The sequence below is a fragment of the Streptomyces violaceorubidus genome (assembly GCF_000717995.1).
Lineage (GTDB): Bacteria > Actinomycetota > Actinomycetes > Streptomycetales > Streptomycetaceae > Streptomyces > Streptomyces violaceorubidus.
Genome location: NZ_JODM01000025.1, coordinates 41,678 through 68,644, shown reverse-complemented (window position 1 = coordinate 68,644; position 26,967 = coordinate 41,678). Strand labels below are relative to the sequence as shown.

Annotated in this window: 20 protein-coding genes and 2 pseudogenes; 3 read left to right on the top strand and 19 right to left on the bottom strand. The window is 72.5% G+C overall.

Annotated features, from left to right (window positions below; genetic code table 11):
- Positions 1-49 precede the first annotated feature (49 nt).
- The 6 genes and pseudogenes from serA to IE94_RS0125125 form a co-directional block, all read right to left on the bottom strand.
- Entirely contained in the window at positions 50-1,639 is a 1,590-nt protein-coding gene (serA, locus tag IE94_RS0125150; RefSeq protein WP_030188457.1) for a phosphoglycerate dehydrogenase, read from the bottom strand.
- Positions 1,640-1,773: 134 nt separating this feature from the next.
- A pseudogene (gene ilvC, locus IE94_RS36025) lies at positions 1,774-2,339 on the bottom strand (ketol-acid reductoisomerase); the annotation flags it as partial.
- A gap of 118 nt (positions 2,340-2,457) precedes the next feature.
- On the bottom strand, positions 2,458-2,982 hold the full coding sequence (ilvN, locus tag IE94_RS0125140) for an acetolactate synthase small subunit (protein WP_030188454.1): 525 nt from the start codon (positions 2,980-2,982) through the stop codon (positions 2,458-2,460).
- A 21-nt stretch (positions 2,983-3,003) separates the two neighbouring features.
- Complete coding sequence (locus IE94_RS0125135) at positions 3,004-4,845, bottom strand: acetolactate synthase large subunit (protein WP_030188452.1); 1,842 nt, start codon at positions 4,843-4,845, stop codon at positions 3,004-3,006.
- A 243-nt stretch (positions 4,846-5,088) separates the two neighbouring features.
- A complete protein-coding gene (locus IE94_RS0125130) occupies positions 5,089-8,220 on the bottom strand; it encodes a putative bifunctional diguanylate cyclase/phosphodiesterase (RefSeq protein ID WP_030188450.1) in 3,132 nt (1,043 codons plus the stop codon).
- A 424-nt stretch (positions 8,221-8,644) separates the two neighbouring features.
- Complete coding sequence (locus IE94_RS0125125) at positions 8,645-9,586, bottom strand: 2-hydroxyacid dehydrogenase (RefSeq protein ID WP_030188448.1); 942 nt, start codon at positions 9,584-9,586, stop codon at positions 8,645-8,647.
- A gap of 74 nt (positions 9,587-9,660) precedes the next feature.
- On the opposite strand from IE94_RS0125125, the gene IE94_RS0125120 reads away from it, so the two are divergent.
- Positions 9,661-10,659: an aldo/keto reductase gene (locus tag IE94_RS0125120; RefSeq protein WP_030188446.1), complete on the top strand. Its 999-nt coding sequence runs from the start codon at positions 9,661-9,663 to the stop codon at positions 10,657-10,659.
- Positions 10,660-10,766: 107 nt separating this feature from the next.
- Positions 10,767-11,966 (top strand): PQQ-dependent sugar dehydrogenase, encoded by a 1,200-nt coding sequence (locus IE94_RS0125115; RefSeq protein ID WP_051777679.1) that lies wholly within the window; start codon positions 10,767-10,769, stop codon positions 11,964-11,966.
- Positions 11,967-11,974: 8 nt separating this feature from the next.
- On the opposite strand, the gene IE94_RS0125110 is transcribed toward IE94_RS0125115, so the two are convergent.
- The 12 genes and pseudogenes from IE94_RS0125110 to IE94_RS0125060 form a co-directional block, all read right to left on the bottom strand.
- Positions 11,975-12,178: a DUF6191 domain-containing protein gene (locus IE94_RS0125110; RefSeq protein WP_030188441.1), complete on the bottom strand. Its 204-nt coding sequence runs from the start codon at positions 12,176-12,178 to the stop codon at positions 11,975-11,977.
- Positions 12,179-12,216: 38 nt separating this feature from the next.
- Entirely contained in the window at positions 12,217-15,276 is a 3,060-nt protein-coding gene (locus IE94_RS0125105) for a helix-turn-helix transcriptional regulator (RefSeq protein WP_037923557.1), read from the bottom strand.
- A gap of 104 nt (positions 15,277-15,380) precedes the next feature.
- Positions 15,381-15,566 (bottom strand): hypothetical protein, encoded by a 186-nt coding sequence (locus IE94_RS0125100; RefSeq protein ID WP_030188437.1) that lies wholly within the window; start codon positions 15,564-15,566, stop codon positions 15,381-15,383.
- A gap of 250 nt (positions 15,567-15,816) precedes the next feature.
- Complete coding sequence (locus IE94_RS0125095; RefSeq protein ID WP_030188434.1) at positions 15,817-16,413, bottom strand: hypothetical protein; 597 nt, start codon at positions 16,411-16,413, stop codon at positions 15,817-15,819.
- A 52-nt stretch (positions 16,414-16,465) separates the two neighbouring features.
- Positions 16,466-16,618, bottom strand: a pseudogene (locus IE94_RS41250) (GNAT family N-acetyltransferase); the annotation flags it as partial.
- A 19-nt stretch (positions 16,619-16,637) separates the two neighbouring features.
- Positions 16,638-18,884, bottom strand: a complete 2,247-nt coding sequence (locus IE94_RS0125090; protein ID WP_030188432.1) for an MMPL family transporter — start codon at positions 18,882-18,884, stop codon at positions 16,638-16,640.
- Between the two features lie 240 nt (positions 18,885-19,124).
- Complete coding sequence (gene gatB / locus IE94_RS0125085) at positions 19,125-20,639, bottom strand: Asp-tRNA(Asn)/Glu-tRNA(Gln) amidotransferase subunit GatB (protein ID WP_030188430.1); 1,515 nt, start codon at positions 20,637-20,639, stop codon at positions 19,125-19,127.
- A gap of 15 nt (positions 20,640-20,654) precedes the next feature.
- Positions 20,655-20,894, bottom strand: coding sequence for a hypothetical protein (locus tag IE94_RS0125080; RefSeq protein WP_030188427.1), 240 nt, complete (start codon positions 20,892-20,894; stop codon positions 20,655-20,657).
- Positions 20,891-22,384, bottom strand: coding sequence for an Asp-tRNA(Asn)/Glu-tRNA(Gln) amidotransferase subunit GatA (gatA, locus tag IE94_RS0125075; RefSeq protein WP_030188425.1), 1,494 nt, complete (start codon positions 22,382-22,384; stop codon positions 20,891-20,893). The genes IE94_RS0125080 and gatA overlap by 4 nt, the downstream gene beginning before the upstream one ends.
- Before the next feature lie 3 nt (positions 22,385-22,387).
- Positions 22,388-22,684, bottom strand: a complete 297-nt coding sequence (gene gatC / locus IE94_RS0125070; RefSeq protein ID WP_030188422.1) for an Asp-tRNA(Asn)/Glu-tRNA(Gln) amidotransferase subunit GatC — start codon at positions 22,682-22,684, stop codon at positions 22,388-22,390.
- Positions 22,685-22,826: 142 nt separating this feature from the next.
- Positions 22,827-23,321 (bottom strand): cupin domain-containing protein, encoded by a 495-nt coding sequence (locus tag IE94_RS0125065; protein WP_030188414.1) that lies wholly within the window; start codon positions 23,319-23,321, stop codon positions 22,827-22,829.
- 32 nt (positions 23,322-23,353) lie between these two features.
- The gene (locus tag IE94_RS0125060; protein WP_030188411.1) at positions 23,354-23,725 is read right to left on the bottom strand and encodes a DUF4267 domain-containing protein; all 372 of its coding nucleotides are present in this window, start codon (positions 23,723-23,725) and stop codon (positions 23,354-23,356) included.
- Positions 23,726-23,815: 90 nt separating this feature from the next.
- Here IE94_RS0125060 and IE94_RS0125055 point away from each other — a divergent pair, with 90 nt between their 5' ends.
- Complete coding sequence (locus IE94_RS0125055) at positions 23,816-24,406, top strand: TetR/AcrR family transcriptional regulator (protein WP_030188409.1); 591 nt, start codon at positions 23,816-23,818, stop codon at positions 24,404-24,406.
- A 232-nt stretch (positions 24,407-24,638) separates the two neighbouring features.
- Here IE94_RS0125055 and rmdB read toward each other — a convergent pair whose 3' ends face one another.
- Positions 24,639-26,867, bottom strand: coding sequence for a cyclic Di-GMP phosphodiesterase RmdB (gene rmdB / locus IE94_RS0125050; protein ID WP_030188406.1), 2,229 nt, complete (start codon positions 26,865-26,867; stop codon positions 24,639-24,641).
- Positions 26,868-26,967 lie beyond the last annotated feature (100 nt).

The following is a 26,967-nucleotide window of genomic DNA, read 5'->3' as shown; positions in this document are numbered from 1 at the left end:
GGGCCGTGAGCGGGGGACCCGGGGGCGGCAACCCCCGGGTACGGTCACCTCAGACGAGGTTGACGGACCGGGCGGAGGTCGCGCCGATCTCCGCCGCGACCTCCGCCAGCACCCCGGAGGGCACCGTGTCGTCGACGGTCAGCACGGCCAGCGCCTCGCCGCCCACCGTCGCACGGGCGACCTGCATACCGGCGATGTTGATGCCGGCCTCGCCGATGACGCGGCCGACGGTGCCGACCACGCCCGGGCGGTCCTCGTAGCGCAGGACGACCATGTGGTCGGCGAGGGCGAGGTCCACGTCGTACTCGCCGACGGCGACGATCTTCTGCAGGTGCTTGGGACCGGCCAGCGTGCCGGAGACCGACACCTCCTCGCCGTCCGAGAGGGTGCCGCGCACGGTCACCACGTTGCGGTGCTCCGGGGACTCCGAGCTGGTGGTCAGCCGGACCTCGACGCCGCGCTCCTGGGCGAACAGCGGGGCGTTGACGTACGACACCGTCTCGTCGACGACGTCCTCGAAGACGCCCTTGAGGGCGGACAGCTCCAGCACCTTCACGTCGTGCTGGGTGATCTCGCCGTAGACCTCGACGTCGAGGCGGACGGCGACCTCGCCGGCGAGCGCGGTGAAGATGCGGCCGAGGCGCTCGGCGAGCGGCAGGCCCGGCTTGACGTCCTCGGCGATGACGCCGCCCTGGACGTTGACCGCGTCGGGGACCAGCTCACCGGCGAGGGCCAGGCGCACCGACTTGGCGACGGCGATGCCGGCCTTCTCCTGGGCCTCGTCGGTGGAGGCGCCGAGGTGCGGGGTGCAGACGACCTGGTCGAACTCGAACAGCGGCGAGTCGGTGCAGGGCTCCTTGGCGTACACGTCCAGACCGGCGCCGGCGACGCGGCCCTCCTTGAGCGCCGAGTACAGCGCCTCCTCGTCGACGATGCCGCCGCGCGCGGCGTTGACGATGCGGACGCTCGGCTTGACCTTGCGCAGCGCCTCGTCGCCGATCAGGCCGAGGGTCTCGGGGGTCTTGGGCAGGTGGACGGTGATGAAGTCGGAGACCTCGAGCAGCTCGTCGAGGGACAGCACCTTGACGCCCATCTGCGCGGCCCGCGCGGGCTGCACGTAGGGGTCGTAGGCGACGACCTTCATGCCGAAGGCGGACATGCGCTGCGCGACGAGCGCGCCGATGCGGCCGAGGCCGACGACACCGAGGGTCTTCTCGGCCAGCTCGACACCGGTGTACTTGCTGCGCTTCCACTCGCCGTTCTTCAGCGCGGCGTTGGCCTGCGGGATGTTGCGGGCGGTGGCGACGATCAGGCCGCAGGCCAGTTCGGCGGCGGTGACGATGTTGGAGGTCGGGGCGTTGACCACCATCACGCCGGCCTTGGTGGCGGCGGAGACGTCCACGTTGTCCAGGCCGACGCCGGCGCGGGCGACGACCTTCAGCCTCTTGGCGGCGGCCACGGCCTCGGCGTCGACCTTGGTGGCGGAGCGGACGAGGATCGCGTCCACGTCGGCGATGGCGGGGAGCAGTTCGGCCCGGTCCGCGCCATTGCAGTGGCGGATCTCGAAGTCGGGGCCGAGCGCGTCCACGGTCGCGGGCGACAGCTCTTCAGCGATGAGTACGACGGGTTTCGAGCTCACGTGAGTCCTCACAAGTCCAATGCGGACGGCCGTCCCGACGGCCGCATGCGGTGGAGGGTTGCTAGCCGCGTGGAAGACGCACGACGCTGTGGGCCTGACGCGTATGTGTTCAGCAGTGTAGTGGCGTGGCGGGCGAGGTCCACGATCAGCTTCAGCTCGTGCAGGCACTCGAAGTAGGCGATCTCCGGCTGGTAACCGGCCTCGGTCAGCGTCTCGAAGCCCGCCTTCACCAGCGCCGCGGTGCCACCGCACAGGACGGCCTGCTCACCGAACAGGTCGGTCTCGGTCTCCTCGGTGAACGTGGTCTTGATGACGCCGGCGCGGGTGCCGCCGATGCCCTTGGCGTACGACAGGGCCAGCGCGAACGCGTTGCCCGTGGCGTCCTGCTCGACGGCGGCGATGCAGGGGACGCCGCGGCCCTCCTCGTACTGGCGGCGCACCAGGTGGCCCGGGCCCTTGGGGGCGACCATGCAGACGTCCACCCCGGCCGGGGGCTTGATGAAGCCGTAGCGGATGTTCAGGCCGTGACCGAAGAACAGGGCGTCGCCGTCCTTCAGGTTCTCCTTGATGTCCTTCTCGTAGACCTCGGCCGCAGCGACAGGGCGTGGGCGTGGCCCTGGCTGCCGTACCCGATGACCGCGACCTTGCGGCCCTGGATGATGGACAGGTCGGCGTCGGCGTCGTAGAACAGCTCGGCCACTGGGTTATCTCCTTGTGTGCGGGTGTTGCGTCCCACCGTATGCCGGTGGGGGGAGGCGAGGTTTCGGGGTCTCGGCATACGGGCGGCCGGTGGGGTGCGCGACCGCCCGTTTCCGTCGTTATGCGGACCGGTCCAGTGCGCGCAGCGAGCGGTCCGTGATCGAACGGGCGCCGCGGCCGATGGCGATCGTGCCGGACTGGACGAGTTCCTTGATGCCGTACGGTTCCAGCATCCTGAGCATGGCGGAGAGTTTGTCGCCGCTGCCGGTGGCCTCGATGGTGACGGCCTCCGGGGAGACGTCGACGGTCTTGGCGCGGAACAACTGGACGATCTCCACGATCTGGGAGCGCGTCTCGTTGTCGGAGCGCACCTTCACCAGAACGAGTTCGCGCTGGACGGCCTGGGCGGGCTCCAGCTCGACGATCTTGAGCACGTTGACGAGCTTGTTGAGCTGCTTGGTCACCTGCTCCAGCGGGAAGTCCTCGACGCTCACCACGATGGTGATGCGGGAGATGTCGGGGTGCTCGGTGACACCGACGGCGAGCGAGTCGATGTTGAAGCCGCGGCGGGAGAACAGGGCGGTGATCCGCGCCAGGACGCCGGGGGTGTTCTCCACCAGGACGGAGAGCGTGTGCTTGGACATGGTCTCTTCGGTCTCTCTCGCTCAGTCGTCTTCGTTGTCGCCGAAGTCGGGGCGGACGTCCCGGGCGGCCATGATCTCGTCGTTGGAGGTGCCGGCGGCGACCATCGGCCAGACCATCGCGTCCTCGTGGACGATGAAGTCCACGACCACCGGGCGGTCGTTGACGGAGTTGGCCTCCTCGATCACCTTGTCGAGGTCGGCGGGGTCCTCGCAGCGGATGGCGTAGCAGCCCATGGCCTCCGACAGCTTCACGAAGTCGGGGACCCGGGTGCCGCGGGCCTGAGGGTTGACGTCGTCCGGGCCGGAGTGCAGCACCGTGTTGGAGTACCGCTGGTTGTAGAACAGGGTCTGCCACTGGCGGACCATTCCCAGGGCGCCGTTGTTGATGACGGCGACCTTGATCGGGATGTTGTTCAGGGCGCAGGTGGTCAGTTCCTGGTTGGTCATCTGGAAGCAGCCGTCGCCGTCGATCGCCCAGACGGTACGGCCCGGCATGCCGGCCTGGGCCCCCATGGCGGCCGGGACGGCGTAGCCCATGGTCCCCGCGCCGCCGGAGTTCAGCCAGGTGGCGGGCTTGTCGTACTGGACGAAGTGCGCGGCCCACATCTGGTGCTGGCCGACGCCGGCCGCGAAGATCGTGCCCTCGGGTGCCAGCTGCCCGATGCGCTCGATGACCTGCTGCGGGGCAAGCGAGCCGTCCGCGGGCTGGTCGTAGCCGAGGGGGTAGGTGTCGCGCCAGCGGCTGAGGTCCTTCCACCAGGCGGTGTAGTCGCCCCGGTTGCCCTCGTCGTGCTCCTTCTGGACCGCCTGCACGAGGTCGGCGATGACCTCGCGGGCGTCACCGACGATCGGGACGTCGGCGGCGCGGTTCTTGCCGATCTCGGCCGGGTCGATGTCGGCGTGGACGATCTTGGCGTACGGGGCGAAGCTGTCCAGCTTGCCGGTGACGCGGTCGTCGAAGCGGGCTCCGAGGGCGACGATCAGGTCGGCCTTCTGCAGCGCGGTGACGGCGGTGACCGCACCGTGCATGCCCGGCATTCCCACGTGCAGCGGGTGGCTGTCGGGGAACGCGCCGAGCGCCATCAGGGTGGTGGTGACGGGCGCTCCGGTGAGCTCGGCGAGGACCTTCAGCTCGGCGGTGGCGCGGGCCTTGAGGACACCGCCGCCGACGTAGAGCACGGGGCGCTTGGCCCCGGAGATCAGCTTGGCCGCCTCGCGGATCTGCTTGGCGTGCGGTTTGGTGACCGGGCGGTAGCCGGGCAGGTCCATGACCGGCGGCCAGGAGAAGGTGGTCTTCTTCTGGAGGATGTCCTTGGGGATGTCGACCAGGACGGGGCCGGGGCGGCCGGTGGAGGCGATGTGGAACGCCTGCGCGATCACCTTGGGGATGTCCTCGGCCTTGGTGACCAGGAAGCTGTGCTTGGTGATCGGCATGGTGATGCCGACGATGTCCGCCTCCTGGAAGGCGTCCGTACCGATCGAGGACGAGACCACCTGTCCGGTGATCGCGACCAGGGGCACGGAGTCCAGGTTGGCGTCGGCGATCGGGGTGACCAGGTTGGTGGCACCGGGTCCCGAGGTCGCCATGCAGACGCCCACCTTGCCGGTGGCCTGCGCGTAACCGGTCGCGGCGTGGCCCGCGCCCTGCTCGTGGCGGACCAGGACGTGGCGCACCTTGGTCGAGTCCATCAGCGGGTCGTACGCCGGAAGGATGGTGCCACCGGGGATGCCGAATACGGTGTCGGCGCCGACCTCCTCGAGAGAGCGAATGAGGGACTGCGCACCCGTGACGTGCTCGGGGGCGGACTGTCCTCCGGATCGGGGCCGGGGCTGCGGGTGAGCCCCGGTGGCCTGCTCGGTCATCGGCATTCTCTTCTCGATGCTGAGGGTTTTTGCGAGGTTTGTACGGTCTGCTTCTGTCGCTCGGCAGGTGCCTGTGCAACAAAAAACCCCTCGTGCCATAAGGCAAGCGAGGGGAGCGCGTCGGGTGTGGGTCGCGGGGAGTCCGGGTCGGTCCGGACGTCACCAGCTTCAGCCGACGCGCTGTCCAAGTACGAGAATTCGGGTGCGCATGGCACTGACCTTCCCTCCGGCGCGCACTCACTGTCAAGTGGGTGGGACGGGAGTCTCATTATGTGAGCGCAGGGCCGTGCCACCACTCAGGACGGCCGGCAGCCCGGAGGTGACGCCGCCGACGACCTGGCCGGGGGCGGGGCCGCCGACCCCCTTGGTGTACACCCCGGCGCCACCGCCCGCGAAGGCCGGTTCGGCCGGTCCGTGGGGCACCGGGTAGTGACCGGTGCCGAGCGCCCTGCGCAGCCGGTACTCGTCCAGCGCCCCGGAGAACGCCATGCCCTGTCCGTGTGTGCACCCCATCGCGCGCAGGGCGACGATCTGCTCGGGCAGGTCGACGCCGTCGGCGACGGACTTCAGCCCGAGGTCGGTGGCGATGCGCAGCAGACCGCTGGTGATCTTGTGCAGGCGCGCGGACTCCACGACGCCCTCGACCAGGCCCCGGTCGAGCTTGAGGACGTCCACGGGCAGCCGCCGCAGCGCGGTGATCGCCGCGTAGCCGCTGCCGAAGCCGTCCAGGGCGATCCGGACGCCGACCCTGCGCAGCGCGTTCAGCCGGCGGTCCAGCTCGTCGAGGCCGACGCGCGGGTCGATGTCCGACAGCTCGATCACCAGCGAGCCGGGCGGCAGTCCGTGCCGGGTCAGCAGGGCCTCCACGGAACCCAGCGGCATGGAGCGGTCCAGCAGGCGGCGGGCGCCGATGCGTATGGCCACGGTCACGGACAGCCCGGTCGCCGCGCGTTCGGCGGCCTGCTCGACGGCCTCGCGCAGCACCCAGCGGTCGAGTTCGGCGGTTCTGTCGCCCTCCTCGCTCACCCGCAGGAACTCGGCGGGGGTGAACAGCACGCCCTGCGAGGAGCGCCATCGCGGCTGGGCGCAGACCGAGGTGATCCGGCCGTCGGTGAGCGAGACCACCGGCTGGTGCAGCAGGGCGAACTCCCCGTCGTGCAGCGCGGCCCGCAGCCGGGTGGCCAGCTCCGCCTTGCGTACGACGTCCTGCTGCATCTGCGGTCGGTACAGCTCGACGCGGCCCTTGCCGCCCGCCTTGGCCCGGTACATGGCGAGGTCGGCGTTGCGCAGCAACTCGCCCGCCCCCAGGCCCGGTTCGGCGAACGCGACGCCGATGGAGGCGTTGACCCGGACCTCGTTGCCGTCGATGAGGTAGGGCTGGGAGAGCGTCAGTCTGAGCCGGTCGGCCAGCTCCCTGATGTGACCCTCGCGGGCGGTCCGGTCGCGGGCGCCGTCCCCGACGATCAGGGCCGCGAACTCGTCGCCGCCCAGTCGGGAGGCGGTGTCCCCCTTGCGGACGGCCTCGTGGAGTCTGCGGGCGGCCTGGACGAGCAGTTCGTCGCCGGCCTGGTGCCCGATGGTGTCGTTGACGCCCTTGAAGCCGTCGAGGTCGATGAAGAGCACCGCCGTGCCGCGCAGGGCGGCACCCCGGTCCAGGGCGCGGCGGCCGGAGAGCGCCTGCTGGACGCGCCGGGTGAACAGGGCACGGTTGGGCAGGTCGGTGAGCGGATCGTGTTCGGCGTTGTGCTGGAGCTGCGCCTGCAGGCGCACCCTTTCGGTGACGTCCCGGCTGTTGAAGATGAGGCCGCCGTGGTGCCGGTTGACGGTCGACTCGACGTTGAGCCAGCCGCCCTCCCCGGACCGGAAGCGGCACTCGATGCGCGTGGTGGGTTCCTCGACCGGGCTGGCGGCCAGGAACCGGCGTACCTCGTGCACCACGCAGCCGAGGTCCTCGGGGTGGATGAGTCCGGCCAGCTCGGTGCCCACCAGTTCCTCGGCGGGCCGTCCGTAGACTCCGGCGGCGGCCGGGGAGACGTAGCGGAGTATGCCGTTGGGCGCGGCGATCATGATGACGTCGCTGGAGCCCTGGACCAGGGAGCGGAAGTGGTTCTCCTTCTGGGCCAGTTCCTGGGTGAGGACGATGTTGTCGAGCAGCATGATGCCCTGCCGGACGACGAGCGCGAGCACCACGGTGCCGCCGGTCAGCAGCACCACGCGGTCGACGCTGCGGCCGTTGAGCACGTTGTAGAGGATGCCCAGGGTGCAGACGGCGGCCGCGAGGTACGGCGTGAGCGCGGCCAGGGACCCGGCGATGGGGCGGGCGGCCGGGTAGCGGCCCCGGTCGCCGCCCTGTCCCGGTCCCGGCAGGGCCGGGGGCAGGGCCGGGGGCAGGGCCGGGGGCAGGGCGGTGGGCGTGGCGGACGGCGCGGCGGGGGGCGCGGGCCGGTGACCGGCACCGCGCTGGCCGGGCAGGTGCTCGCGCACCACGCGCGTGTGCCCGTCGGCCTCGTGCTCGTCCGGCGCCGACCGCCCGCGCCGGGACGCGGCCCAGGGGGCGTACGCGAGGAGCAGGGAACCGGCGAACCAGCCCGCGTCGAGGAGCTGTCCCGAGCGGTAGCTGTTGTGCAGCAGCGGCGAGGTGAACAGGGCGTCGCACATCACCGTGAGGGCGAGCGCGCCGATGGCGGTGTTGACGGCGGACCTGCAGACCGGTGACCGCCTGAAGTGCAGCGCGAGCACCATGCTGACGAGGGCGATGTCGAGCAGCGGGTACGCCACCGAGAGCGCGGAGTGCGCGACGCTGGACCCGCCCTCGGCCTTCGCCGCCTGGGCGAGCGCCAGGCTCCAGGCCAGGGTCAGCAGCGAACCGCCGATCAGCCAGGCGTCCAGGCCCAGGCAGATCCAACCGGCCTTGGTCACCGGGCGCTTGGCCAGCACCAGCAGCCCGACGATGGCGGGCGGGGCGAAGCACAGGAAGAGCAGGTCCGCGTAGCTGGGGCTGGGCACCGGCACCCGCAGCACGACCTCGTACCACCCCCAGACCAGGTTGCCCAGGGACGCCATCGCCGAGGAGAGGGCGAAGAGCAGCCAGGCCGGTCGGAAGGGGACGCGGCGCACGCGGGCGTAGAGGAAGCAGGAGACGGCGGCGGCGGCAGCGGCGGCGCTCAGCCCGAAGTCGCCCATGATCTTGGCGACGTACTGCGAGCCCCAGCCGAGCGCGGCACCGACGGCGTAGGCCGCGCAGACCAGGGCGAGCACGAGCTGGCGGACGAGGGGCGGTCCGCCGGCGGCGGCCGGGGGCCGGGCCGGCAGCGGTCCGGCCGATGCCTGACCGCGCAGCGCTCCGTCCAGCGTGGGCACGGGGGGCGGACTCACCGCGGCCTCCCGGTCCGCACCGCTCCCGCGCCCCGCGCACACCGGTGGGCCGGCCGGTCCTGCCTCGCGCGGTCCCCCGGCCGACGCGGGTGGGGGCAGCTGCGGGCATGCCGGGCGCCGGGGCGGCCGGGCCGACTCCGTCGGCGCGCGGTCGCGGTCGTGGTCGTGGTCGTGGTCGTGCGCCAGGGTCGCCGGCGGCGGCTCCGCCGCGTCGGATCGTTGGTCCACAGGCCGTGCATCGCCCGTCGCCCCCCTCGCAGTCTGAGATGTCCATCCCCGGCGCCGTACGTGCGCGACGCATCCCCTGTCGGACGATACACCAGTCTCGTCACTCAGGGACATAGGTTCTCTACGCTCCGTGACGACCAGCGGATATGCGCACACCCACCGCATCCAGGGGATCGCGGAGGGTGCCTGAAACGGATTACGCGCCCGTCGTCAGGATCACGTTGCGCAGCGGCTCCCGGTTCACGAACCGGGTCAACTGACCCACCAGCAGCCGCTTGGCGCGGGGCAGGAAGGCGGAGGTCGGACCCCCTGCGTGCGGGCTGACGACTATGCCGGGAGCATGCCACAGAGGGTGGCCCGGCGGCAGCGGTTCGGGGTCGGTCACGTCGAGGGCCGCGGTGAGGCGCCCGCTCTCCAGTTCGGCGAGCAACGCCTTCGTGTCCACGACCGGTCCGCGCGCCACGTTGACGAGCAGGGCACCGTCCTTCATCCGGGCCAGGAACTCGGCGTCGACCATGCCCCGGGTGGCCTCGGTGAGCGGTGTGACCAGGATGACGACGTCGGCCCTCGGGAGCAGGGCGGGGAGTTCGGTGAGCGGGTGCACGGGGCCGCGCTCCGTGGTGCGGGCGGAGCGCGCGACGCGCACCACCGGCGCGACCTCGAACGGCACGAGCCGGTCCTCGATCGCGGCGCCGATCGAGCCGTACCCGACGATGAGCACGGTCCGGTCCGCGAGCGCGGGCCGGAAACCGCCGAGCCACTCGCCGCGGTCCTGCGCCCGCACGAAGTCCGGGATGCCGCGCAGCGACGCCAGGACCAGGGCCAGGGTCAACTCCGCGGTGCTGGCCTCGTGCACGCCGCGCGCGTTGCACAGCCGTACGCCCGCCGGCAGGTGCTTCAGGCCGGGCTCGACGTGGTCGATGCCCGCGGAGAGGGTCTGGACGACCTGGACGGAGCGCATCTCGGGCAGCGGGCGTACGCCGACCCCGCTGGGCTTCATGTAGGGCACGACGTAGAAGGCGCAGTCGGCCGGGTCGGCGGGGAAGGTCTCCTCGCCGTTCCAGTGGCGGTAGGTCGGGCCCTCGGGGAGGCCCTCGATCTCGTCCGGGGGGATGGGCAGCCACACGTCATCGGTCATGGTCAGGAGGCTATGTCAGCGGGCCGGGAGGCAGAGGTTAGGTTGGGTGGCCTGACGAGGGAGGGTCACGACCGGTGGAGCGCAGGACGATCGGCGCGACGGCACTCGCGGTGGGGGCCGTCGGACTGGGGTGCATGCCGATGAGCTGGGCGTACAGCGCCTCGCGGCAGCGGGGGGACGAGTCGCTCAGGGCGGTGCACCGGGCCCTCGACCTCGGGTCCTGCCTGCTGGACACGGCGGACATGTACGGCCCGTTCACCAACGAGCTGCTGCTGGGCCGGGTGTTGAGGGAGCGGCGGTCGGAGGCCTTCGTGTCGACCAAGGTCGGTCTGCTGGTGGGTGAGCAGCACATCGTGGCCAACGGCCGCCCCGGCTATGTGAGGCGTGCCTGCGACGCGTCCCTGCGCCGGCTGCAGACGGACGTCATCGACCTGTACCAACTGCACCGCGCCGACCCCGAGATACCCGTCGAGGAGACCTGGGGCGCGATGGCGGAGCTGGTGCGGGCCGGGAAGGTGCGGGCGCTCGGCCTGTGCGCGGTCGGCGCGCGGTCGGCCCGGCGGCCGGGGGCGCGGCTGCACGACGCGACGATCCGCCAACTGGAGCGGGTGCAGCAGGTCTTCCCGGTGAGCGCGGTCGAGGCCGAGCTGTCGGTGTGGTCGCCCGAGGCGCTGCGGACCCTGCTGCCGTGGTGCGTCTCGCGCGGCGTCGGCTTCCTGGCCGCGATGCCGCTGGGCAACGGCTACCTGACCGGCACCCTGACGCCCGGTCAGGGCTTCGAACCGGAGGACCTGCGGGCCCGGCACCCCCGCTTCACCGCCGAGATGATGGCCGCCAACCAGCCGATCGTGGCCGCGCTGCGCCGGATCGCGGCCCGGCACGGCGAGGAGGTCACCGCGGCGCAGGTGGCGCTGGCCTGGGTGCTGGCGCAGGGGCCGCACGTGGTGCCGGTGCCGGGCACCAAGCAGGAGCGCTGGGTGACGCAGAACGCGCAGGCGGCCCGGCTGCGGCTGACCGACCGGGACCTGGCGGAGCTCGGGACGCTGCCGTCGGCGCAGGGCTCCTGGGAGTGACGCGCGCGGTCGAACGGCCGGTGGAGCCGCGCTCCTGGGACGCGGGCCCCGGACCGGTCGCGGATTCGGGATGCGCCGAACGGGAACTTGGAGGGCCCGTGCGGTGTATGACAAGGAGAACCCGCCGCGTCGAAGGGACCAAGATCGTGCGACGACGAGCCGTGCCGGCCGTGCTGGCCGCCGCTCTCCTGCTGACGGCCGGCTGCTCCTCCGGCGGCGCGGACCCGTCCGGAGCGGACGGCAGCTCCTCCCCGGCCGGTACGGCGGCGCAGTCCTCGCCCGCCGGGACACCCGCCGAGCAGGCGCCGCCCGCGAAGGGCTCCGTGAAGGTGCTCCGTACGGTCGCCACGGGGCTGGACAGCCCCTGGGGCCTGGCTCCGCTGCCGGGCGGCGACCTGCTGGTCTCCTCCCGCGACGAGGCGACGATCACGCGGGTCGACGAGAAGTCGGGCGAGAAGACGGACCTGGGCGAGGTGTCCGGGGTCTCCCCCTCCGGCGAGGGCGGCCTCCTGGGCATCGCGCTCTCCCCCGGCTTCGCCTCGGACCACCTGGTCTACGCGTACTTCACCTCGGCCTCTGACAACCGCATCGTGCGCATGCTGTACGACGAGAAGAAGCCGGCCGGCGAGCAGCTCGGCGCGCCGGACACGGTCTTCCGGGGCATCCCCAAGGGCGTGATCCACAACGGCGGCCGGATCGCCTTCGGCCCCGACGGGATGCTCTACGCGGGCACGGGCGAGAGCGGTGACACGGGCCTGTCGCAGGACAAGGAGTCGCTCGGCGGCAAGATCCTGCGGATGACCCCGGACGGCGAACCGGCGCCCGGCAATCCCTTCCCCGACTCCCCCGTGTACTCGTACGGCCACCGGAACGTGCAGGGGCTGGCCTGGGACGGCAGGCAGCGGCTGTTCGCCTCGGAGTTCGGCCAGGACACCTGGGACGAGCTGAACGCGATCAGGCCGGGGGACGACTACGGCTGGCCCGAGCAGGAGGGCGCGGGCGGTGGCCCGGGGTTCCACGACCCCCTCGCCCAGTGGCACACCGACGAGGCCTCTCCCAGCGGCATCGCCTACGCCGAGGGCTCGGTGTGGATGGCGGGGCTGCGCGGTGAGCGGCTGTGGCGGATCCCGCTCAAGGGGACGAAGGCCGCGGCCGACCCCCAGGCCTTCCTGGAGGGCGAGTACGGGCGGCTGCGCACGGTGGCCGCGGCGGGCGGCGGCAGGCTCTGGCTGGTGACCAGCAACACGGACGGCCGCGGCGACGCGAAGGGCGACGACGACCGGATCCTGGAGCTGGAGGTGAAGTAGGCGGCCGGCTACTCGTCCTCCGGGGCCGGGGCCGGGCCCTGCTCGCGGTCGGCGCTCGGCCGGTGGACGACGACCTTGCCCGAGCTGAGGTCTATCGGGCCGTGGCCCGGGTCTCCGTCACCGACGTCCTCGCGGGTCAGTTCGAGCCGGTTCTGCTCGTCGCGGGTGTGTTTGCGGCCCGGGGAGAACAGTTCCTCGAATGCGTTGAACATCGTGCCTCCGTCGGTCGGCGTCCCTTACAGCGTAAGCCTCACTCCGCCGAACGGGACGTGAGCCGTTCGGCGGGGAAGAGCGCCAGCCGGTGGGCCACCGCCGCGGCCTCCCCACGGCCGGAGACGCCCAGCTTGGCCAGGATGTTGGAGACGTGGACGCTGGCCGTCTTGGGCGAGATGAAGAGTTCCTGGGCTATCTGCCGGTTGGTGCGGCCGTCGGCGACCAGCCGCAGGACGTCGCGCTCCCGGCCGGTGAGGCCGAGGGCGTCCGCCGGATCCGTGGGCTCGGGGGCGGCGGCCGGTTCGGCGGCGCGGCCGAGGGTGAGGCGGGCGCGCCGGCCGAGCGCGGCCACGGCGTCGGACAGCGGGCGCGCGCCGAGGTGGTCGGCGACGGTGCGGGCCAGGCGCAGCAGCTCCGTGGCCCGGGCGCGCTCGTCCTCGCCGCCGGTCGCCAGCAGGGCGGCGGCCAGCCGGTGCCGGACGCGGGCGAGTTCGTAGGGCCGCTCCAGGCATTCAAAGGCGGTGACGGTCTCCGACCAGAGCCGCGGGGTGTCGCGGCCCCGGGCGCGGTGGAGTTCGGCGCGGACCCACCGCTCGTGGGCGACCCAGACCGGGGCGCCCGTCGTCAGGTGCTTCGCGGCCCCGGCGAGGCGATCGAGGATGTCGGCGCGGCCCTCCTCGGCGGCCGGCAGGGCGCGCGCGTCGGCCTCCGCCGACGCGGCGGACAGCAGCAGTGGCCAGGCGTAGCGCTGGGTGCCGGGCGGGAAGCCCGCGTCCAGGACGCGGACGACTTCGGCGCGGGCGTCCGGGAGCCTGCCCTCGGCCGCGGCGATGCCGACGGTCAGGGCGGCCAGCGGCAGTTGGTACTGCGGCATGGGGTCGTGGGTGCCGTAGGCGGCGCGGGCCTCGGCCAGCAGCCGGGCGGCCTCGGCCCGCTCGCCACGGGCGAGGGCGACGGCAGCACGTTTGAGCGCGGCGCCACCGCGGGGTGCGGGGCTGCGGCCCGGCGCTCCGGCCCGGTCCGCCGCTTCGAGGGCCTCGTCCCAGCGGCCCAGGGAGATCAGCGACTCGCAGAGATTGCCCCAGACCCAGGCCTCGGACTCCAGCAGGCCCATCCGGCGGGTGAGGTCGACGCCCTCGCGCAGGATGCCGAGCGCGTCCCGCGAGCGACCCACGCTCTCCAGGGCCGAGGGCAGGTTGACGTGGCTGCGGGCGACCACGGTGGACCGGCCCTGGGCCACCACCAGGTCCCTGACCTGGAACATCTCGGCGAGACCCGCGTCGATCTGTCCCGCGTCCACCATCAGGCCGCCGAGGGTGAGCCGGGCGTTGAGCTCGATCTCGCCGGCGCCCACCATGCGGGCGTACTCGACGGCCCGTTCGGCCGCGGTCATCGCGTCGGGGCCGGGGCAGTGGAGCATCGACCAGTTGGCGGACATGGCCAGCACCTCGGCGTGCACCTGGGAGGGCGGCAGGCCCCGGACCAGCTCCTGGGCCTGGACCAGCAGGGAGCGCTGGGTCCAGAACCGGGCGGCGCGCTGCGGGTCCCGGCCGCCCGCGCCCGCGCCGGCGCCGGTGTCCTGTTCGTCCAGCAGGCGCAGCGCCCGCTTGGTGATCTTCATGGCGCGCTCGCGCTCGCCGCACAGCCGCCCGGCGACGGCGGCCTCGGCCATCAGGTCCAGGTAGCGCAGGGGTGTGCCGGCGGGGTCGCAGCCGCAGGGCGGGTAGACCTCGGTGTAGTCGACGGGACGCAGGGTGGCGCGTACGTCGTCGGGGACGGAGTCCCACAGCTCCATCGCGCGCTCCAGCAGGCGCAGTTGCTCGGAGTAGGCGTGCCGGCGGCGGGCCTCGACGGAGGCGTCCAGGACGGCGGGCAGCGCCTTGGCCGGGTCGTGGGCGTGGTACCAGTAGCTGGCCAGGCGCATCACGCGCTCGGCGGCGGGCACCAGCGTGGGATCGGCGGCCAGCGCCTGCGCGTAGTGCCGGTTGAGGCGGGAGCGCTCGCCGGGGAGCAGGTCGTCGCCGACGGCCTCGCGGACCAGGGAGTGGCGGAAGCGGTAGCCGTCGCCGTCGGGCGCGGGGAGCAGGATGTTGGCGTTCACCGCGGAGCGCAGCGCCTCGATGAGGTCGTCCTCGGCGAGCCGGGCGACGGCGGCGAGCAGCCGGTACTCCACGGTGGAGCCGCCCTCGGCGACGATCCGGGCGACCCGCTGGGCGCTCTCGGGCAGGGCCTCGACGCGGACCAGGAGCAGGTCCCGCAGGGAGTCGGTGAGGCCGGCGCAGCTGCCCTCGTGGGCGGCGACCGCGAGTTCCTCGACGAAGAAGGCGTTGCCGTCGGAGCGCTCGAAGATCTCGTCGACCTGGAGCGGGTCGGGCTCCTGGGCGAGGATCCCGGCGATCTGGCGGCCCACCTCGTCGCGGGTGAAGCGGCCCAGTTCGAGGCGGCGGACGGTGCGCAGCCGGTCGAGCTCGGCGAGCAGGGGGCGCAGCGGGTGGCGGCGGTGGATGTCGTCGGAGCGGTAGGTGGCGAGGACGACGAGGCGGCCGGTGCGCAGGGTGCGGAAGAGGTAGGCGATCAGGTGGCGGGTGGAGGCGTCGGCCCAGTGCAGGTCCTCCAGGACGAGGACGACGGTGTGCCGGGCGGCGACGCGCTCCAGCAGGCGGGCGGTGAGTTCGAAGAGCCGGGCCATGCTCTCCTCGTCGTGCCGGCCGCCGCCGGTGACCGGGGCGCCCTCGCCCAGTTCGGGCAGGAGCCGGGCCAGCTCCTCGTCCTGTCCGGCGGCCGCGGCGGCCAGCTCCTCGGGCAGCCGGCGGCGCAGGGCGCGCAGCGCGGTGGAGAAGGGCGCGAAGGGCAGCCCGTCGGCGCCGATCTCCACACAGCCGCCCAGCGCGACGACGGCGCCCTGCCGGTCCGCCGCGGCGGCGAACTCCTCGACGAGGCGGGTCTTGCCGACGCCCGCCTCGCCGCCGAGCAGCAGGGCCTGCGGCTCTCCCGCGGTGGCGGACGCGCGGGCGAGCGCGTCGTTCAACGTGTCCAGCTCGCCGGTGCGGCCGACGAACACGGGGCTGACGGACCTGGTCTCCACGGAGGCGAGCATCGCACGCGGGTACGACAGCGGGTCACCGGTTTTCGACAGGTGGACGGCGGCGGGAACGAGGGCGGGGAGGGAGGCCGTGCGGCCCCCCTCCCCGGCTCCCCCGTTCACGCGGCCCGGGCGAACCGGGGCCGGCGCTGTCGCGGCGTATGGCTCTCCGCCTCGACGGCGCCGTGCCGGGTCTCCCGGCGGGCGGCGCGCCGGGCCCGGATCACCTCGCGGGCCAGCCTGGCCTCGTCGGCGCGGCGGATCAGTTCGGCGGCGCGGTAGCGCTGGATCTCGTACTCGTACACGGTGTGCCCCTTCGGTCCCTCGTGGGAGCCGGTCTCGGTTCCCGGCTTCGGCTTCGCTCGCTCACTTGCTGCTCGCTTGCGATGCCTCAACCTTCGTCTCCCAGGGGGGTGGGCCACATCGGGTAAGTTCCGCATCTTCGGCGCCGCTCGGGGCCTTAGACGTGCGTGAGGGGTCTTAGACGTGCGTGAGGGGTCTTAGGGCGCGCGCCGTGGGCGGGCGAGTGTCCTAAGACCCCTCAGAAGTGCCTGGTCAGCCGGCCGCGGGCAGTCCCAGCAGGACGTCCGTGTACTTCAGGACGGCCAGAAGCAGCCCGATGACGCCGAGGGCGACGCCCGCCCAGGCGACCGACTTGATCCACGGGGCCTGGGGACGGCCGGGCGCGCCGAACGCGGGGCGGGCCAGCACGACGACGCCGACGATCAGCGCGACCAGGGCGAAGACGCCGCCCCACATCGCGGTGGCCTGCCAGGCGTTGCCGTAGCCCTTCTCGATCAGCGTGCCGACGTCCGACGACGAGGAGGTCTGCAGCTGGCCCATCAGCGACTCGCGCGCGGAGGCCACGGTGCCGACCCAGCTGCCGGTCAGGGAGACGATGCCGAGACCGGCGGAGACGACGGCTCCCGCGCCCTGGCCGACGCCCGTGGGGCCCGGCTCGGTCCCTTCGGTGCCGTCGACGTCGTCGCCTGTGTCCTCGCCTGTGTCCTCGGCCGTCGCCGCGTCGGTGCCCCGCGGCTCGTCGGTCTCGGCCGCCTTGGTGACGTCGGTGGCCCCGGCGGCCTCGGTCGCCTCGTCCGTCTTGTGCTCGTCGGTCTTCACGCCGGTTTCGTCCACTGTCTTCGTTCCCATGCCTCGCACCGTACGGACGCTGTCTGAGAGGTCCCTTAATGATCCTTGTGAGCCACTCGGGCGCGAGCACCGCCCGCACCTCCATGTCCTGGCGCGTGCCCCGGTGGGGGAAGCTCTCGCGCGGCACGCCCTCTCGCATCATGCCGAGTCGCCGCGCGGCGTCGACACCCGGGGTGTTCGCCGAGGAGGCGTACCACTCCACGCGGGGACGCGGTGCGGCTCCGTCACCCAGGGGTACCGCGCACCTCCCGCTGCCGTTCCTCCTGCGCGAGGACGTCCGCCACCTCGGCGTCCGTCACCGCGGCCGGCCTCTCGTGGGCGGCCCTGCACTCGGGCGGTTCGATGCTGATGCGCGGCAGGAGGGCGTCCAGGCGGCGCGGCAGCCACCAGTTGGCGCGGCCGAGCAGGTGCATCAGTGCGGGCACCAGCAGGGTGCGCAGCACGAAGGCGTCCAGGGCGACGGCGGCGGCGAGCGCGATGCCGAACATGGCGATCACCCGGTCGCCGCTGAGGACGAAGGCGAGGAAGACCGAGATCATGATGACGGCGGCGGAGTTGATCACCCGGCCGGTCTCGGCGAGCCCGACCCGGACGGCGCGGCGGTTGTCGCCGGTCTCCAGCCACTCCTCGTACATCCGGCTGACGAGGAAGACCTGGTAGTCCATGGAGAGCCCGAAGAGCACCGAGACCATGATCACGGGCAGGAAGGGTTCGATCGGCCCGGCGCTGCCGAGTCCGAGCAGTTCACTCCCCCAGCCCCACTGGAAGATCGCCACGACCACGCCGAAGGCGGCGGCCACGGCGGCCACGTTCATGGCGGCGGCCTTGAGGGGGATGCCGACGGACCGGAAGGCCAGCAGGAGCAGCAGGCAGCCGAGCCCGATGACGACGCCGACGAAGAGGGGCAGCTTGCCGACGATGACGTCGGCGAAGTCGTCGTAGCCGGCCGTCACGCCGCCCACGTGCACGTCGAGCGCGGTGCCGGCCTCGGCGCGCGGCAGCACCTCGGCACGCAGCCGCTCCACCAGGTCGCTGGTCTGCTGCGACTGCGGCGCCGACTCGGGTACGACGGTGAGGTACGCGGCGTCGCCGGCGGAGTCGTACGTCACCGGCGTCACCGAGGAGACGCCCTCGGTGGTGCGCAGGGTGGCGTCGAGGTTGTCCAGGGCGAGGCGGTCCTCGGCGCCGCGGACCTCGGTGACCAGGGTGAGCGGGCCGTTGACGCCGGGGCCGAAGCCGTCGGCGAGGAGGTCGTAGGCCTGGCGGGTGGTGGTGCCCCGGGGGTCGTTGCCCTGGTCGGAGGTGCCCAGGCGCAGGCCGAGGGTGGGCAGGGCGACGACGGTGATGACGACGAGGGCGAGCGCGCCCAGCAGTTTCGGGTGCCGCTCGACGAAGGCCGACCAGCGGGCGGCGAACCCGGTCGGCACCTCGGGCTCGGGACCGTGCTCGGCGAGCCGGCGCCGCTCGCGCCTGCTCAGGGCGCGCGGGCCGATGTACGACAGCAGGGCGGGCAGCAGCGTCACGGAGGCGGCGACGGTGAGGATCACGGTCACCGAGGCGGCGACGGCGACGCCGTTGAGGAAGCTCAGCCGCAGGATCAGCATGCCCAGCAGGGCGATGCAGACGGTTGCACCCGCGAAGACGACGGCGCGTCCGGTGGTCGCCACGGCGTCGGCGGCGGCCTCCGCGACCGGCAGTCCCCGTTTCAGTCCGCGCCGGTGTCTGGTGACGATGAACAGGGCGTAGTCGATGCCCACGCCGAGTCCGATGAGGGTGCCCAGCATGGGAGCGAAGTCGGCGACGGTCATGGCGTGGCCGAGCAGCGTGATGCCGGCGTAGGCGGTGCCGACGGAGACCAGCGCGGTGGCGATGGGCAGCAGCGCCGCGGCGACGGAGCCGAAGGCGAGGAACAGCACGACCGCGGCCACGGCCACGCCGACGGCCTCGGCGAGGTGGCTGCCGCCGGACTCGGTGAGCGCGATCGCGCCGCCGCCCAGTTCGATCTGGAGTCCGTCGGTCTCGGCCGCCTCGGCGGTGTCGACGACGGCCCGCGCCTGACCCGCGTCGATGTCCTGGGAGGGGGCCCCGAAGGTGACGGTGGCGTACGCGGTGTCGCCGTTCTCGCTGATCAGGGGCGAGTCGGGGTCGTGGTACGGGTTGGTGACCGCGGCCACCCCGGGCAGGTCGGCGACGCGGTCCAGGGTGCGGGTCATGGCCTGCTCGACGTCGGCGGCGCGGACGGTGCCGGACGTGGTGTGCCACACGATCGTGTCGCTGTCGCCGCTGAGGTCCGGAAAGCGGGACTCGAGCAGTCGGGAGGCGCGGTCGGAGCCGGTGCCGGGGATGCCGTAGTCGTTGGAGTACGCGGAGCCGGCGACCGTGGCGGCCGTGGCGACGCCGCCGAGGGCGAGCAGCCAGAGCAGGACGGTGACGAGACGACGTCGAACACACCAGCGTGCGAGGGCTGCCACGAACGTGCTCCCAGGGGTGTCTGATGATGGATCTTTGACCGGGAACACCCGGAAAGCCGCGAACACCGGGAACAGACGTCCGTGGTGTGAACCGCCCGCAAAGAACGCATGAGCAATGCGGAATCACTCTTGCAGGCAGAAGAGATCCTTTGCGGACTTAGTGGGCTTCTTCACAGCAAAGGCCCTGGGGGGACGCGCCGCGGTCGGCGCGTCCCCCCAGGGCTCGTGGTGCGGCGGGTGTCAGCCCTCGGTGACGCCCAGCTTCTCCAGGATCAGCTCCTTGACGCGGGCCGCGTCCGCCTGGCCCCGGGTCGCCTTCATGACCGCGCCGACCAGGGCGCCGGCCGCGGCCACCTTGCCGCCGCGGATCTTGTCCGCGACGCCAGGATTGCCGGCGATGGCCTCGTCGACGGCGGCGGTCAGCGCGCCCTCGTCGGAGACGACCTTCAGGCCGCGCTTGTCGACGACCTCGTCCGGCGTGCCCTCACCGGCGAGGACGCCGAGGATGACCTGGCGGGCCAGCTTGTCGTTCAGCTCGCCCTTGGTCACCAGCTCGGCGACGCGGGCGACCTGGACCGGGGTGATCGCCAGCTCGTCGAGCGCCTTGCCCGACTCGTTGGCGCTGCGGGCCAGCTCGCCCATCCACCACTTGCGGGCGGAGGCCGCGTCGGCACCGGCGTCGATCGTGGCGACGATCGGGTCCAGTGCACCGGCGTTGAGGATGGACTGCATGTCGTTGCCGGAGATGCCCCACTCCTCGCGAAGCCTGCTGCGGCGCACCAGCGGCAGCTCGGGCAGCGCGGAACGGATCTCCTCGACCCACTCACGGGACGGAGCCACGGGCACCAGGTCGGGCTCCGGGAAGTACCGGTAGTCCTCGGCCTCCTCCTTCACGCGGCCCGAGGTGGTGGACCCCGTGTCCTCGTGGAAGTGGCGGGTCTCCTGGATGATCGTGCCGCCGTCGTTCAGCACCGCGGCGTGCCGCTGGATCTCGAAGCGGGCGGCGCGCTCGACGGAGCGCAGCGAGTTGACGTTCTTGGTCTCGCTGCGGGTGCCGAACTTCTCCCGGCCGTGCGGGCGCAGCGACAGGTTGACGTCGCAGCGCATCTGGCCCATCTCCATGCGGGCCTCGGACACGCCGAGGGCACGGATGAGTTCGCGCAGCTCGCGGACGTAGGCGCGGGCGACCTCGGGGGCGCGCTCGCCCGCTCCCTCGATCGGCTTGGTGACGATCTCGATGAGCGGGATGCCGGCCCGGTTGTAGTCGAGCAGGGAGTGCGAGGCACCGTGGATCCGGCCCGTCGCGCCACCGACGTGCAGCGACTTGCCGGTGTCCTCCTCCATGTGGGCGCGCTCGATCTGGACGCGGAAGGTCTCCCCGTCCTCCAGCTGCACGTCGAGGTAGCCGTCGAAGGCGATGGGCTCGTCGTACTGGGAGGTCTGGAAGTTCTTCGGCATGTCCGGATAGAAGTAGTTCTTCCGGGCGAAGCGGCACCACTCGGCGATCTCGCAGTTCAGCGCGAGACCGATCTTGATCGCCGACTCGACGCCGGTCGCGTTGACGACCGGGAGCGCGCCGGGCATGCCGAGGCAGACGGGGCAGGTCTGGGTGTTGGGGTCGGCACCGAGCGCGGTCGAACAGCCGCAGAACATCTTGGTGTGGGTGCCGAGTTCGACATGGACCTCAAGGCCCATGACGGGGTCGTACGACGCGAGTGCGTCCTCGTACGACACCAGGTCGGTCGTGGTGGTCACGGTGAAACTTCCCTCTCAGCCCAGCAGGACGTCGTCGTCGCCGAGGCGCTTCAGCTCGCGGTAGAGGATGGCGAGGTTGGTGACGACGGCGGCGCCGGTGACGACGGCGTCGAGCAGCCGCAGGGTGTCACTCTCGCCACGCGCCTTCTTGATCTGCTTGTAGACACCCACGGCGCCGAACGCCGAGGTGGCCATCGAGACGTACAGACCGGACTTGGACTTCTTGAAGCCCTTGGCCTTGGACAGTGCGCTCACAGCGACGGTGCCTCCTCGATCAGCGGGTGGCCCCACTTTTCCACGAAGGCGGCCTCGACGGCGGCGCCGACCTTGTAGAGCCGGTCGTCCTTCATGGCGGGGGCGATGATCTGCAGACCCACCGGCAGGTTGTCCTCGGGAGCGAGGCCGCAAGGCAGCGACATGGCCGCGTTGCCCGCCAGGTTGGTGGGGATGGTGCACAGGTCGGCCAGGTACATCGCCATCGGGTCGTCGGCGCGCTCGCCGATCGCGAAGGCGGTGGTCGGGGTCGTCGGGGAGACGATCACGTCGACCTGCTCGAAGGCCCGCTCGAACTCCTGCTTGATGAGGGTGCGGACCTTCTGGGCGCTGCCGTAGTACGCGTCGTAGTACCCGCTCGACAGGGCGTACGTGCCGAGCATGATGCGGCGCTTGACCTCGGGGCCGAAGCCGGCCTCGCGGGTCAGGGAGGTGACCTCCTCGGCGGAGTGCGTGCCGTCGTCGCCGACGCGCGCGCCGTAGCGCAGGCCGTCGAAGCGGGCGAGGTTGGAGGAGCACTCGGAGGGGGCGATCAGGTAGTACGCGGAGAGCGCGAGGTCGAAGGACGGGCAGTCCAGCTCGACGATCTCGGCGCCCAGCGACTTCAGCAGCTCGACGGACTCGTCGAAGCGCTGGACGACACCGGCCTGGTAGCCCTCGCCGCGGAACTGCTTGACGACGCCGACGCGCATGCCGTCGACGCTGCCGTTGCGGGCGGCCTCGACGACCGCGGGGACCGGCGCGTCGATGGAGGTGGAGTCCATCGGGTCGTGCCCGGCGATCACCTCGTGCAGCAGGGCCGCGTCCAGGACCGTGCGGGCGCAGGGGCCGCCCTGGTCGAGGGAGGAGGAGAAGGCCACCATGCCGTAGCGGGAGACGCCGCCGTAGGTCGGCTTGACGCCGACCGTGCCGGTGACGGCCGCGGGCTGGCGGATGGAGCCGCCCGTGTCGGTGCCGATGGCGAGCGGGGCCTGGAAGGCGGCGAGGGCCGCGGAGGAGCCGCCGCCGGAGCCGCCGGGGATCTTGGTCAGGTCCCAGGGGTTGCCGGTCGGGCCGTAGGCGCTGTTCTCGGTGGAGGACCCCATGGCGAACTCGTCCATGTTGGTCTTGCCGAGGATGACGACGTCGGCGTCCTTGAGGCGCTTGGTGACCGTCGCGTCGTACGGCGGGATCCAGCCTTCGAGGATCTTCGAGCCGACGGTGGTGGGGATGCCCTCGGTGGTGAAGATGTCCTTCAGCGCGAGGGGGACGCCGGCCAGCGGGCCGAGCTTCTCGCCGCGCTCGCGCTTCTCGTCGACGGCGCGGGCCTGGGCCAGCGCGCCCTCGCGGTCCACGTGCAGAAAGGCGTGCACCTTCTCGTCGACGGCCTCGATGCGGGCCAGGTGGGCCTCGGTGACCTGGACGGCGGTCAGTTCGCCGGAGGCGATCTTCTCGCCGATCTCGGCCGCTGTGAGCTTGATGATGTCGCTCATGGCTTACTCCTCCCCCAGGATCTGCGGCACCTTGAAACGCTGCTGCTCCCGGGCCGGGGCGCCGGAGAGCGCCTGCTCGGGCGTGAGCGACGGACGGACCTCGTCCGGCCGCATGACGTTCGTCAGCGGGAGCGGGTGCGAGGTCGGCGGTACGTCTTGGTCGGCGACCTCGCTGACGCGGGCGACCGCGCCGATGATGTCGTCCAGCTGTCCCGCGAAGTGCTCGAGCTCTTCGGGCTTCAGCTCCAGACGCGCCAGCCGGGCGAGGTGGGCGACCTCCTCGCGCGTGATGCCAGGCATGCAGCGTTCCTCTGGGTGAGTGTGTGGTCGGGGCACCTCGGCCGGGGCGAGGTGCTCGTCCCGGACGATTCGGCCCAGTGGGTGTGGCCCAATCCTATGGGGCCGGGCGCCGTGGCCGTTAAACGGTTTCCCCCGGGGCGGCTCACCCGCGCCGCGCGTCCCAGGCGGTGCTGCGCAGGAAGTGGTTGTCGTAGAGCTCCTGGACCTCCAGCAGGCTCTCCCGGGTGACCTCGCCGAGGGCGAGGCGCTGGAGGTGGCGGAAGTACTCGAAGCGCTCCACGCCCGGCGTGAGCACGATGAGCAGGTCGGCGTCGGCCCCGGGCACCGCGGCGAAGGCGTGGGGCTTGCCGGGCGGGACGACGACCAGGTCGCCGGGGCCCGCGGTGAGCACCTCGTCGCCGGAGAGGACCTCGGCGGCGCCGTCGAGGAGGAAGAACATCTCGGCGGAGTTGTCGTGCCAGTGGGGCGCGGCGCCGTCGGCGCCGTCGGTGAGGGTGACGCGCTGGGTGGACAGGGCGCCGCCGGTGGAACTGCTGTCGGCCAGCAGGCGCACGGTGGTGGGCGCGCGGCCGACGACCTCGGCCTCGGCCTCGCGCACGACCACGGACTCGTCGAACTTCGGGACGAACAGCGACATTCTCGAAACCCCCTGAAGACGAATGGACGTACTCAGACCGCGAAGAGCAGTCCGGCGCTGATCAGGACAACGACCGCGGTGGCGAAGTGGATCCCGAAGGCCACCGCTTTCGTACCCCCGTGGCGCAGCACTATGAGCGTGTCGCCGAGCGGCACGAGGGCTGCGCAGAGCAGGAACCACGCCTCGGGGCGGGCGCCGGCGAAGGCCAGCAGGGCCAGTCCCACCACGCCGAACGTGCCGTCCCTGACGCCCTTGATCGTCAGATAGGCCCCGGCGTCGCCGCCGGGATCGGCCGGGACGCCGTAGCCGGTGGCGGCCGGACCGGGCTGGAACAGGAAGCGGTACCCCAGGAACAGGCAGAACAGGTTGAGCACGACGGCCAGGGTGTACGCGGCGACGGTCACGACCACTCCTTTCTTTCTCTAGCACCGCTAGGGACAAGAGTAACGCTAGCAGAGCACCGACAGGATGGCTAGCACTGCTAGACTCTCGCTATGTCGATTCAGAAGCGCCGGGAGCGCGAACGAGCGGACCGCGAACGGTTGATCGTGACGGCCGCGCGGGACCTGGCCGAGGCGGAGGGCTGGGACGCGGTCACCACCCGCCGGCTGGCCGCCGAGATCGAGTACAGCCAGCCGGTGCTGTACAGCCACTTCAAGGGCAAGGGCGCGATCATGGCGGCGGTCGCGGTGCGGGGCTGCGAGGAGCTGACGGCCGAGCTGCGGGCGTCGACCGCGGCGGCCGGGGGCGCGCGCGCGAGGCTGGCGGCGGTCGGCCGGGCGTACACGGACTTCGGACGGCGGCGGCCCGCGCTCTACGACGCGATGTTCACGCACCTGGTGGACCTGCCCTTCGCCACCCCCGAGGCCCCGGCCCCGCTCCAGGAGGCGTTCGGCGAGCTGCTGCGCGCCGTCGAGCCGGTCGCGCGGGAGGGCGAGGACCTGGCCCTGCTCACGGAGACCTTCTGGGCGGGTCTGCACGGCCTGGTGACGCTGATGCGCAGCGGCCGACTCCCCGAGGAGACCCACACCCGACGCCTCGCCCTGCTGATCGCCCGGTTCGCCCCGCAGGACGGAACACCCTGAACGGCACGGCACGCGCGGCCGGGAGCGGCGCAGCCCCCGGGTCCGCCGGGCGGGCGGTGGGGCACGCCGCCGCCGTCGTCGATGTCCGGTCGGGCGTCGCAGCCGGACGCGCCCAGGTCACTTCACTGGCCGCTCGCCGCCACAACGGACGGACGGTCGCGCGTCGCGGGCCGCTCAGGTCACTTCACTCGTCGCTCGCCGCCACAACGCGTCGCGGGCCGCTCAGGTCACTTCACTCGTCGCTCGCCGCCGCGGGCAGCGCGGCGGCGGTCCGGACCCAGCCGCAGGAGCCGCGGGCGAGCAGCCAGGCGGTGGTCTCCTCCGGGGGCATCGCGGCTGCGACCAACCAGCCCTGTACGGCGTCGCAGCCGAGGTCCCGCAGGCGCTCCCAGGTCTCGTCGTCCTCCACGCCCTCGGCGACGACGAGCAGGCCGAGGGAGTGGGCGAGGTCGACGGTGCAGCGCACGATCTCGGCGTCCTCGTTGTCGATGGCCAGCCGGGCCACGAACGAGCGGTCGATCTTCAGCTCGCTGACGGGGAGCCTGCGCAGGTGGACGAGGGAGGAGTAGCCGGTGCCGAAGTCGTCCAGGGACATCTTGACGCCGTGTCCGGTCAGCGCGTTGAGGGTGTCGGCCGCGCGCTGCGGGTCCTCCAGGAGGACGTGCTCGGTGATCTCGAGTTGGAGCGCTCCCGCGGGGACTCCGTGCCGGGCGAGCCGGGCGGCCACCGAGCCCGCGAATCCGGGGGTGTGGACGTCGCGCGGGGAGACGTTGACCGCGACCGGCACGAACAGCCCCTGGGCGCGCCACCGGGCGACCTGGCCGAGCGCCGTCTCCAGCACGTACTCGGTGAGGTGGGGCATCAGCCCGGAGGACTCGGCGATGGCTATGAACTCGTCCGGCGGCACCTTGCCCCGCTCGGGGTGCACCCAGCGCACCAGGGCCTCCAGGCCCGCCACCTGTCCGTCGAAGCGGACCTTGGGCTGGTAGTGCAGCTGGACCTCGTGGGCGTCCAGGGCCCGGCGCAGGTCGCCGAGGAGCCCGAGCCGGTCCGGGGTGTTGGAGTCCCGCTTGGACTCGTAGACCTCCACGCCGGTGCGGTCCCGCTTCGCCTGGTACATCGCCACGTCCGCGCGGCGCAGCAGTCCCTCGGCGTCCAGCGCGTGGTCGGGGAAGACGGCGACGCCGGCGCTGGCCTCCAGGACCAGGGTGAGCCCGTCCAGGTCCATCGGGGAGCTCAGCTCGGCCACCAGACCCCGGGCGATCCGGGTCGCCGACGTGGTGGAGTCGGCGACGGGCAGTAAGACGGCGAACTCGTCGCCGCCGAGCCGTGCGGCCTCCGCTCCGCGCGGCAGGGCCTGCCGCAGCCGGTCGGCGGTCTGGAGCAACAGCCGGTCACCGGCGAGGTGTCCGAGCGTGTCGTTGACCGACCGGAAACGATCGAGGTCGATCAGCATCAGGGCGGCGCGGGCGCCGATGCGCTCGGCGTCGTCCAGCGCGGCCCAGGTGCGCTCCAGGAGCCACTGCCGGTTGGGCAGGCCGGTGAGCGGGTCGCGCAGCTGCTCCTCGGCGCGGGCGCGGGCGATCCACAGCGTGGAGTCGAGGGCGATGAGCGGGATGGCGAACAGCGGCAGCAGCAGCGGCTTGGCGACGGCGACGACGCAGACCAGCGGGGCGATGCCGAGCAGGGCGACGGCGACCAGGCCGTGTCTGACCAGGGCGGTGCGGGCGACGGTGGGCAGACCGGGGCGCGGGGTCTGGAGGTACCAGAGCAGGGTGCGGGTCACGGCGAGGTAGGCGACGGCGACGAGCACCACCTTGGGTGCCGCGTACACCCCCCACGTCTCGGGGTCCCAGGGGTGCTCCACGGACGGCAGGGAGCCGCAGCCCCCGAGCACCAGGGCACCCGCGGCGATGCCGAGGATGTCCACCGCGCCGTGCAGGACGCCCTGCCGCCAGCGGCCCCGGCGGGCTATGCCGACCAGGACGACGACGGTGAGGCTGACCAGGCCGGCCGGAAGCCACCCGTACAGCAGCAGGACCGCGAGGGTGAGGGCGGCGCCCGAGCCGGTGCCGCCCCACCAGCGGGAGCGGCCGAGCATGACCAGGTGGCCGACGACGATGCCGGCCAGCACGGCCAGGGACCAGCCCACGGTGCCGGACGGGAAGAGGGCGTGTCCGTCGCTGAAGGCCCGGTAGAAACCGGCACCCAGGACGAACGCGGCGGTCGCGACGATCGCCGCGGGCAACGCGGGCCAGGACAGATGCCGTTCGCCGTCCGGGTCGGCCGGGCCGTGGCGGTGTCCGGAGAGGGGGACGGCGGCCGGCGGCACCCGGGCGCCCGTCACGGGATGCGGGACGCCACCATCGCGTTGCCCGAGCCACCGGCTCACGTGCCACGCGTCCGCCATGCGACGCAGGCTCAGCCGTGAGCCCGCGGCGGCGCTCTCGGTCGGTTCCATTCCCGTCCCTCTCACAGCCGGCGGTGCCCACGCCACGCGGCCCCCGCCTCGACCACCTTCAACGGCTCCGCGTGGGAGACCCCTCCCCTGTCGCTCGGGG

Excerpts from the sequence above, each read along its gene's own strand:
- ilvN (WP_030188454.1), bottom strand. The coding sequence starts at position 2,982 with ATGTCCAAGCACACGCTCTCCGTCCTGGTGGAGAACACCCCCGGCGTC.
- IE94_RS0125135 (WP_030188452.1), bottom strand. The coding sequence starts at position 4,845 with ATGACCGAGCAGGCCACCGGGGCTCACCCGCAGCCCCGGCCCCGATCC.
- IE94_RS0125125 (WP_030188448.1), bottom strand. The coding sequence starts at position 9,586 with ATGACCGATGACGTGTGGCTGCCCATCCCCCCGGACGAGATCGAGGGC.
- IE94_RS0125115 (WP_051777679.1), top strand. The coding sequence starts at position 10,767 with ATGACAAGGAGAACCCGCCGCGTCGAAGGGACCAAGATCGTGCGACGA.
- IE94_RS0125110 (WP_030188441.1), bottom strand. The coding sequence starts at position 12,178 with ATGTTCAACGCATTCGAGGAACTGTTCTCCCCGGGCCGCAAACACACC.
- IE94_RS0125105 (WP_037923557.1), bottom strand. The coding sequence starts at position 15,276 with ATGCTCGCCTCCGTGGAGACCAGGTCCGTCAGCCCCGTGTTCGTCGGC.
- IE94_RS0125095 (WP_030188434.1), bottom strand. The coding sequence starts at position 16,413 with ATGGGAACGAAGACAGTGGACGAAACCGGCGTGAAGACCGACGAGCAC.
- gatA (WP_030188425.1), bottom strand. The coding sequence starts at position 22,384 with ATGAGCGACATCATCAAGCTCACAGCGGCCGAGATCGGCGAGAAGATC.
- gatC (WP_030188422.1), bottom strand. The coding sequence starts at position 22,684 with ATGCCTGGCATCACGCGCGAGGAGGTCGCCCACCTCGCCCGGCTGGCG.
- IE94_RS0125065 (WP_030188414.1), bottom strand. The coding sequence starts at position 23,321 with ATGTCGCTGTTCGTCCCGAAGTTCGACGAGTCCGTGGTCGTGCGCGAG.
- IE94_RS0125055 (WP_030188409.1), top strand. The coding sequence starts at position 23,816 with ATGTCGATTCAGAAGCGCCGGGAGCGCGAACGAGCGGACCGCGAACGG.
- rmdB (WP_030188406.1), bottom strand. The coding sequence starts at position 26,867 with ATGGAACCGACCGAGAGCGCCGCCGCGGGCTCACGGCTGAGCCTGCGT.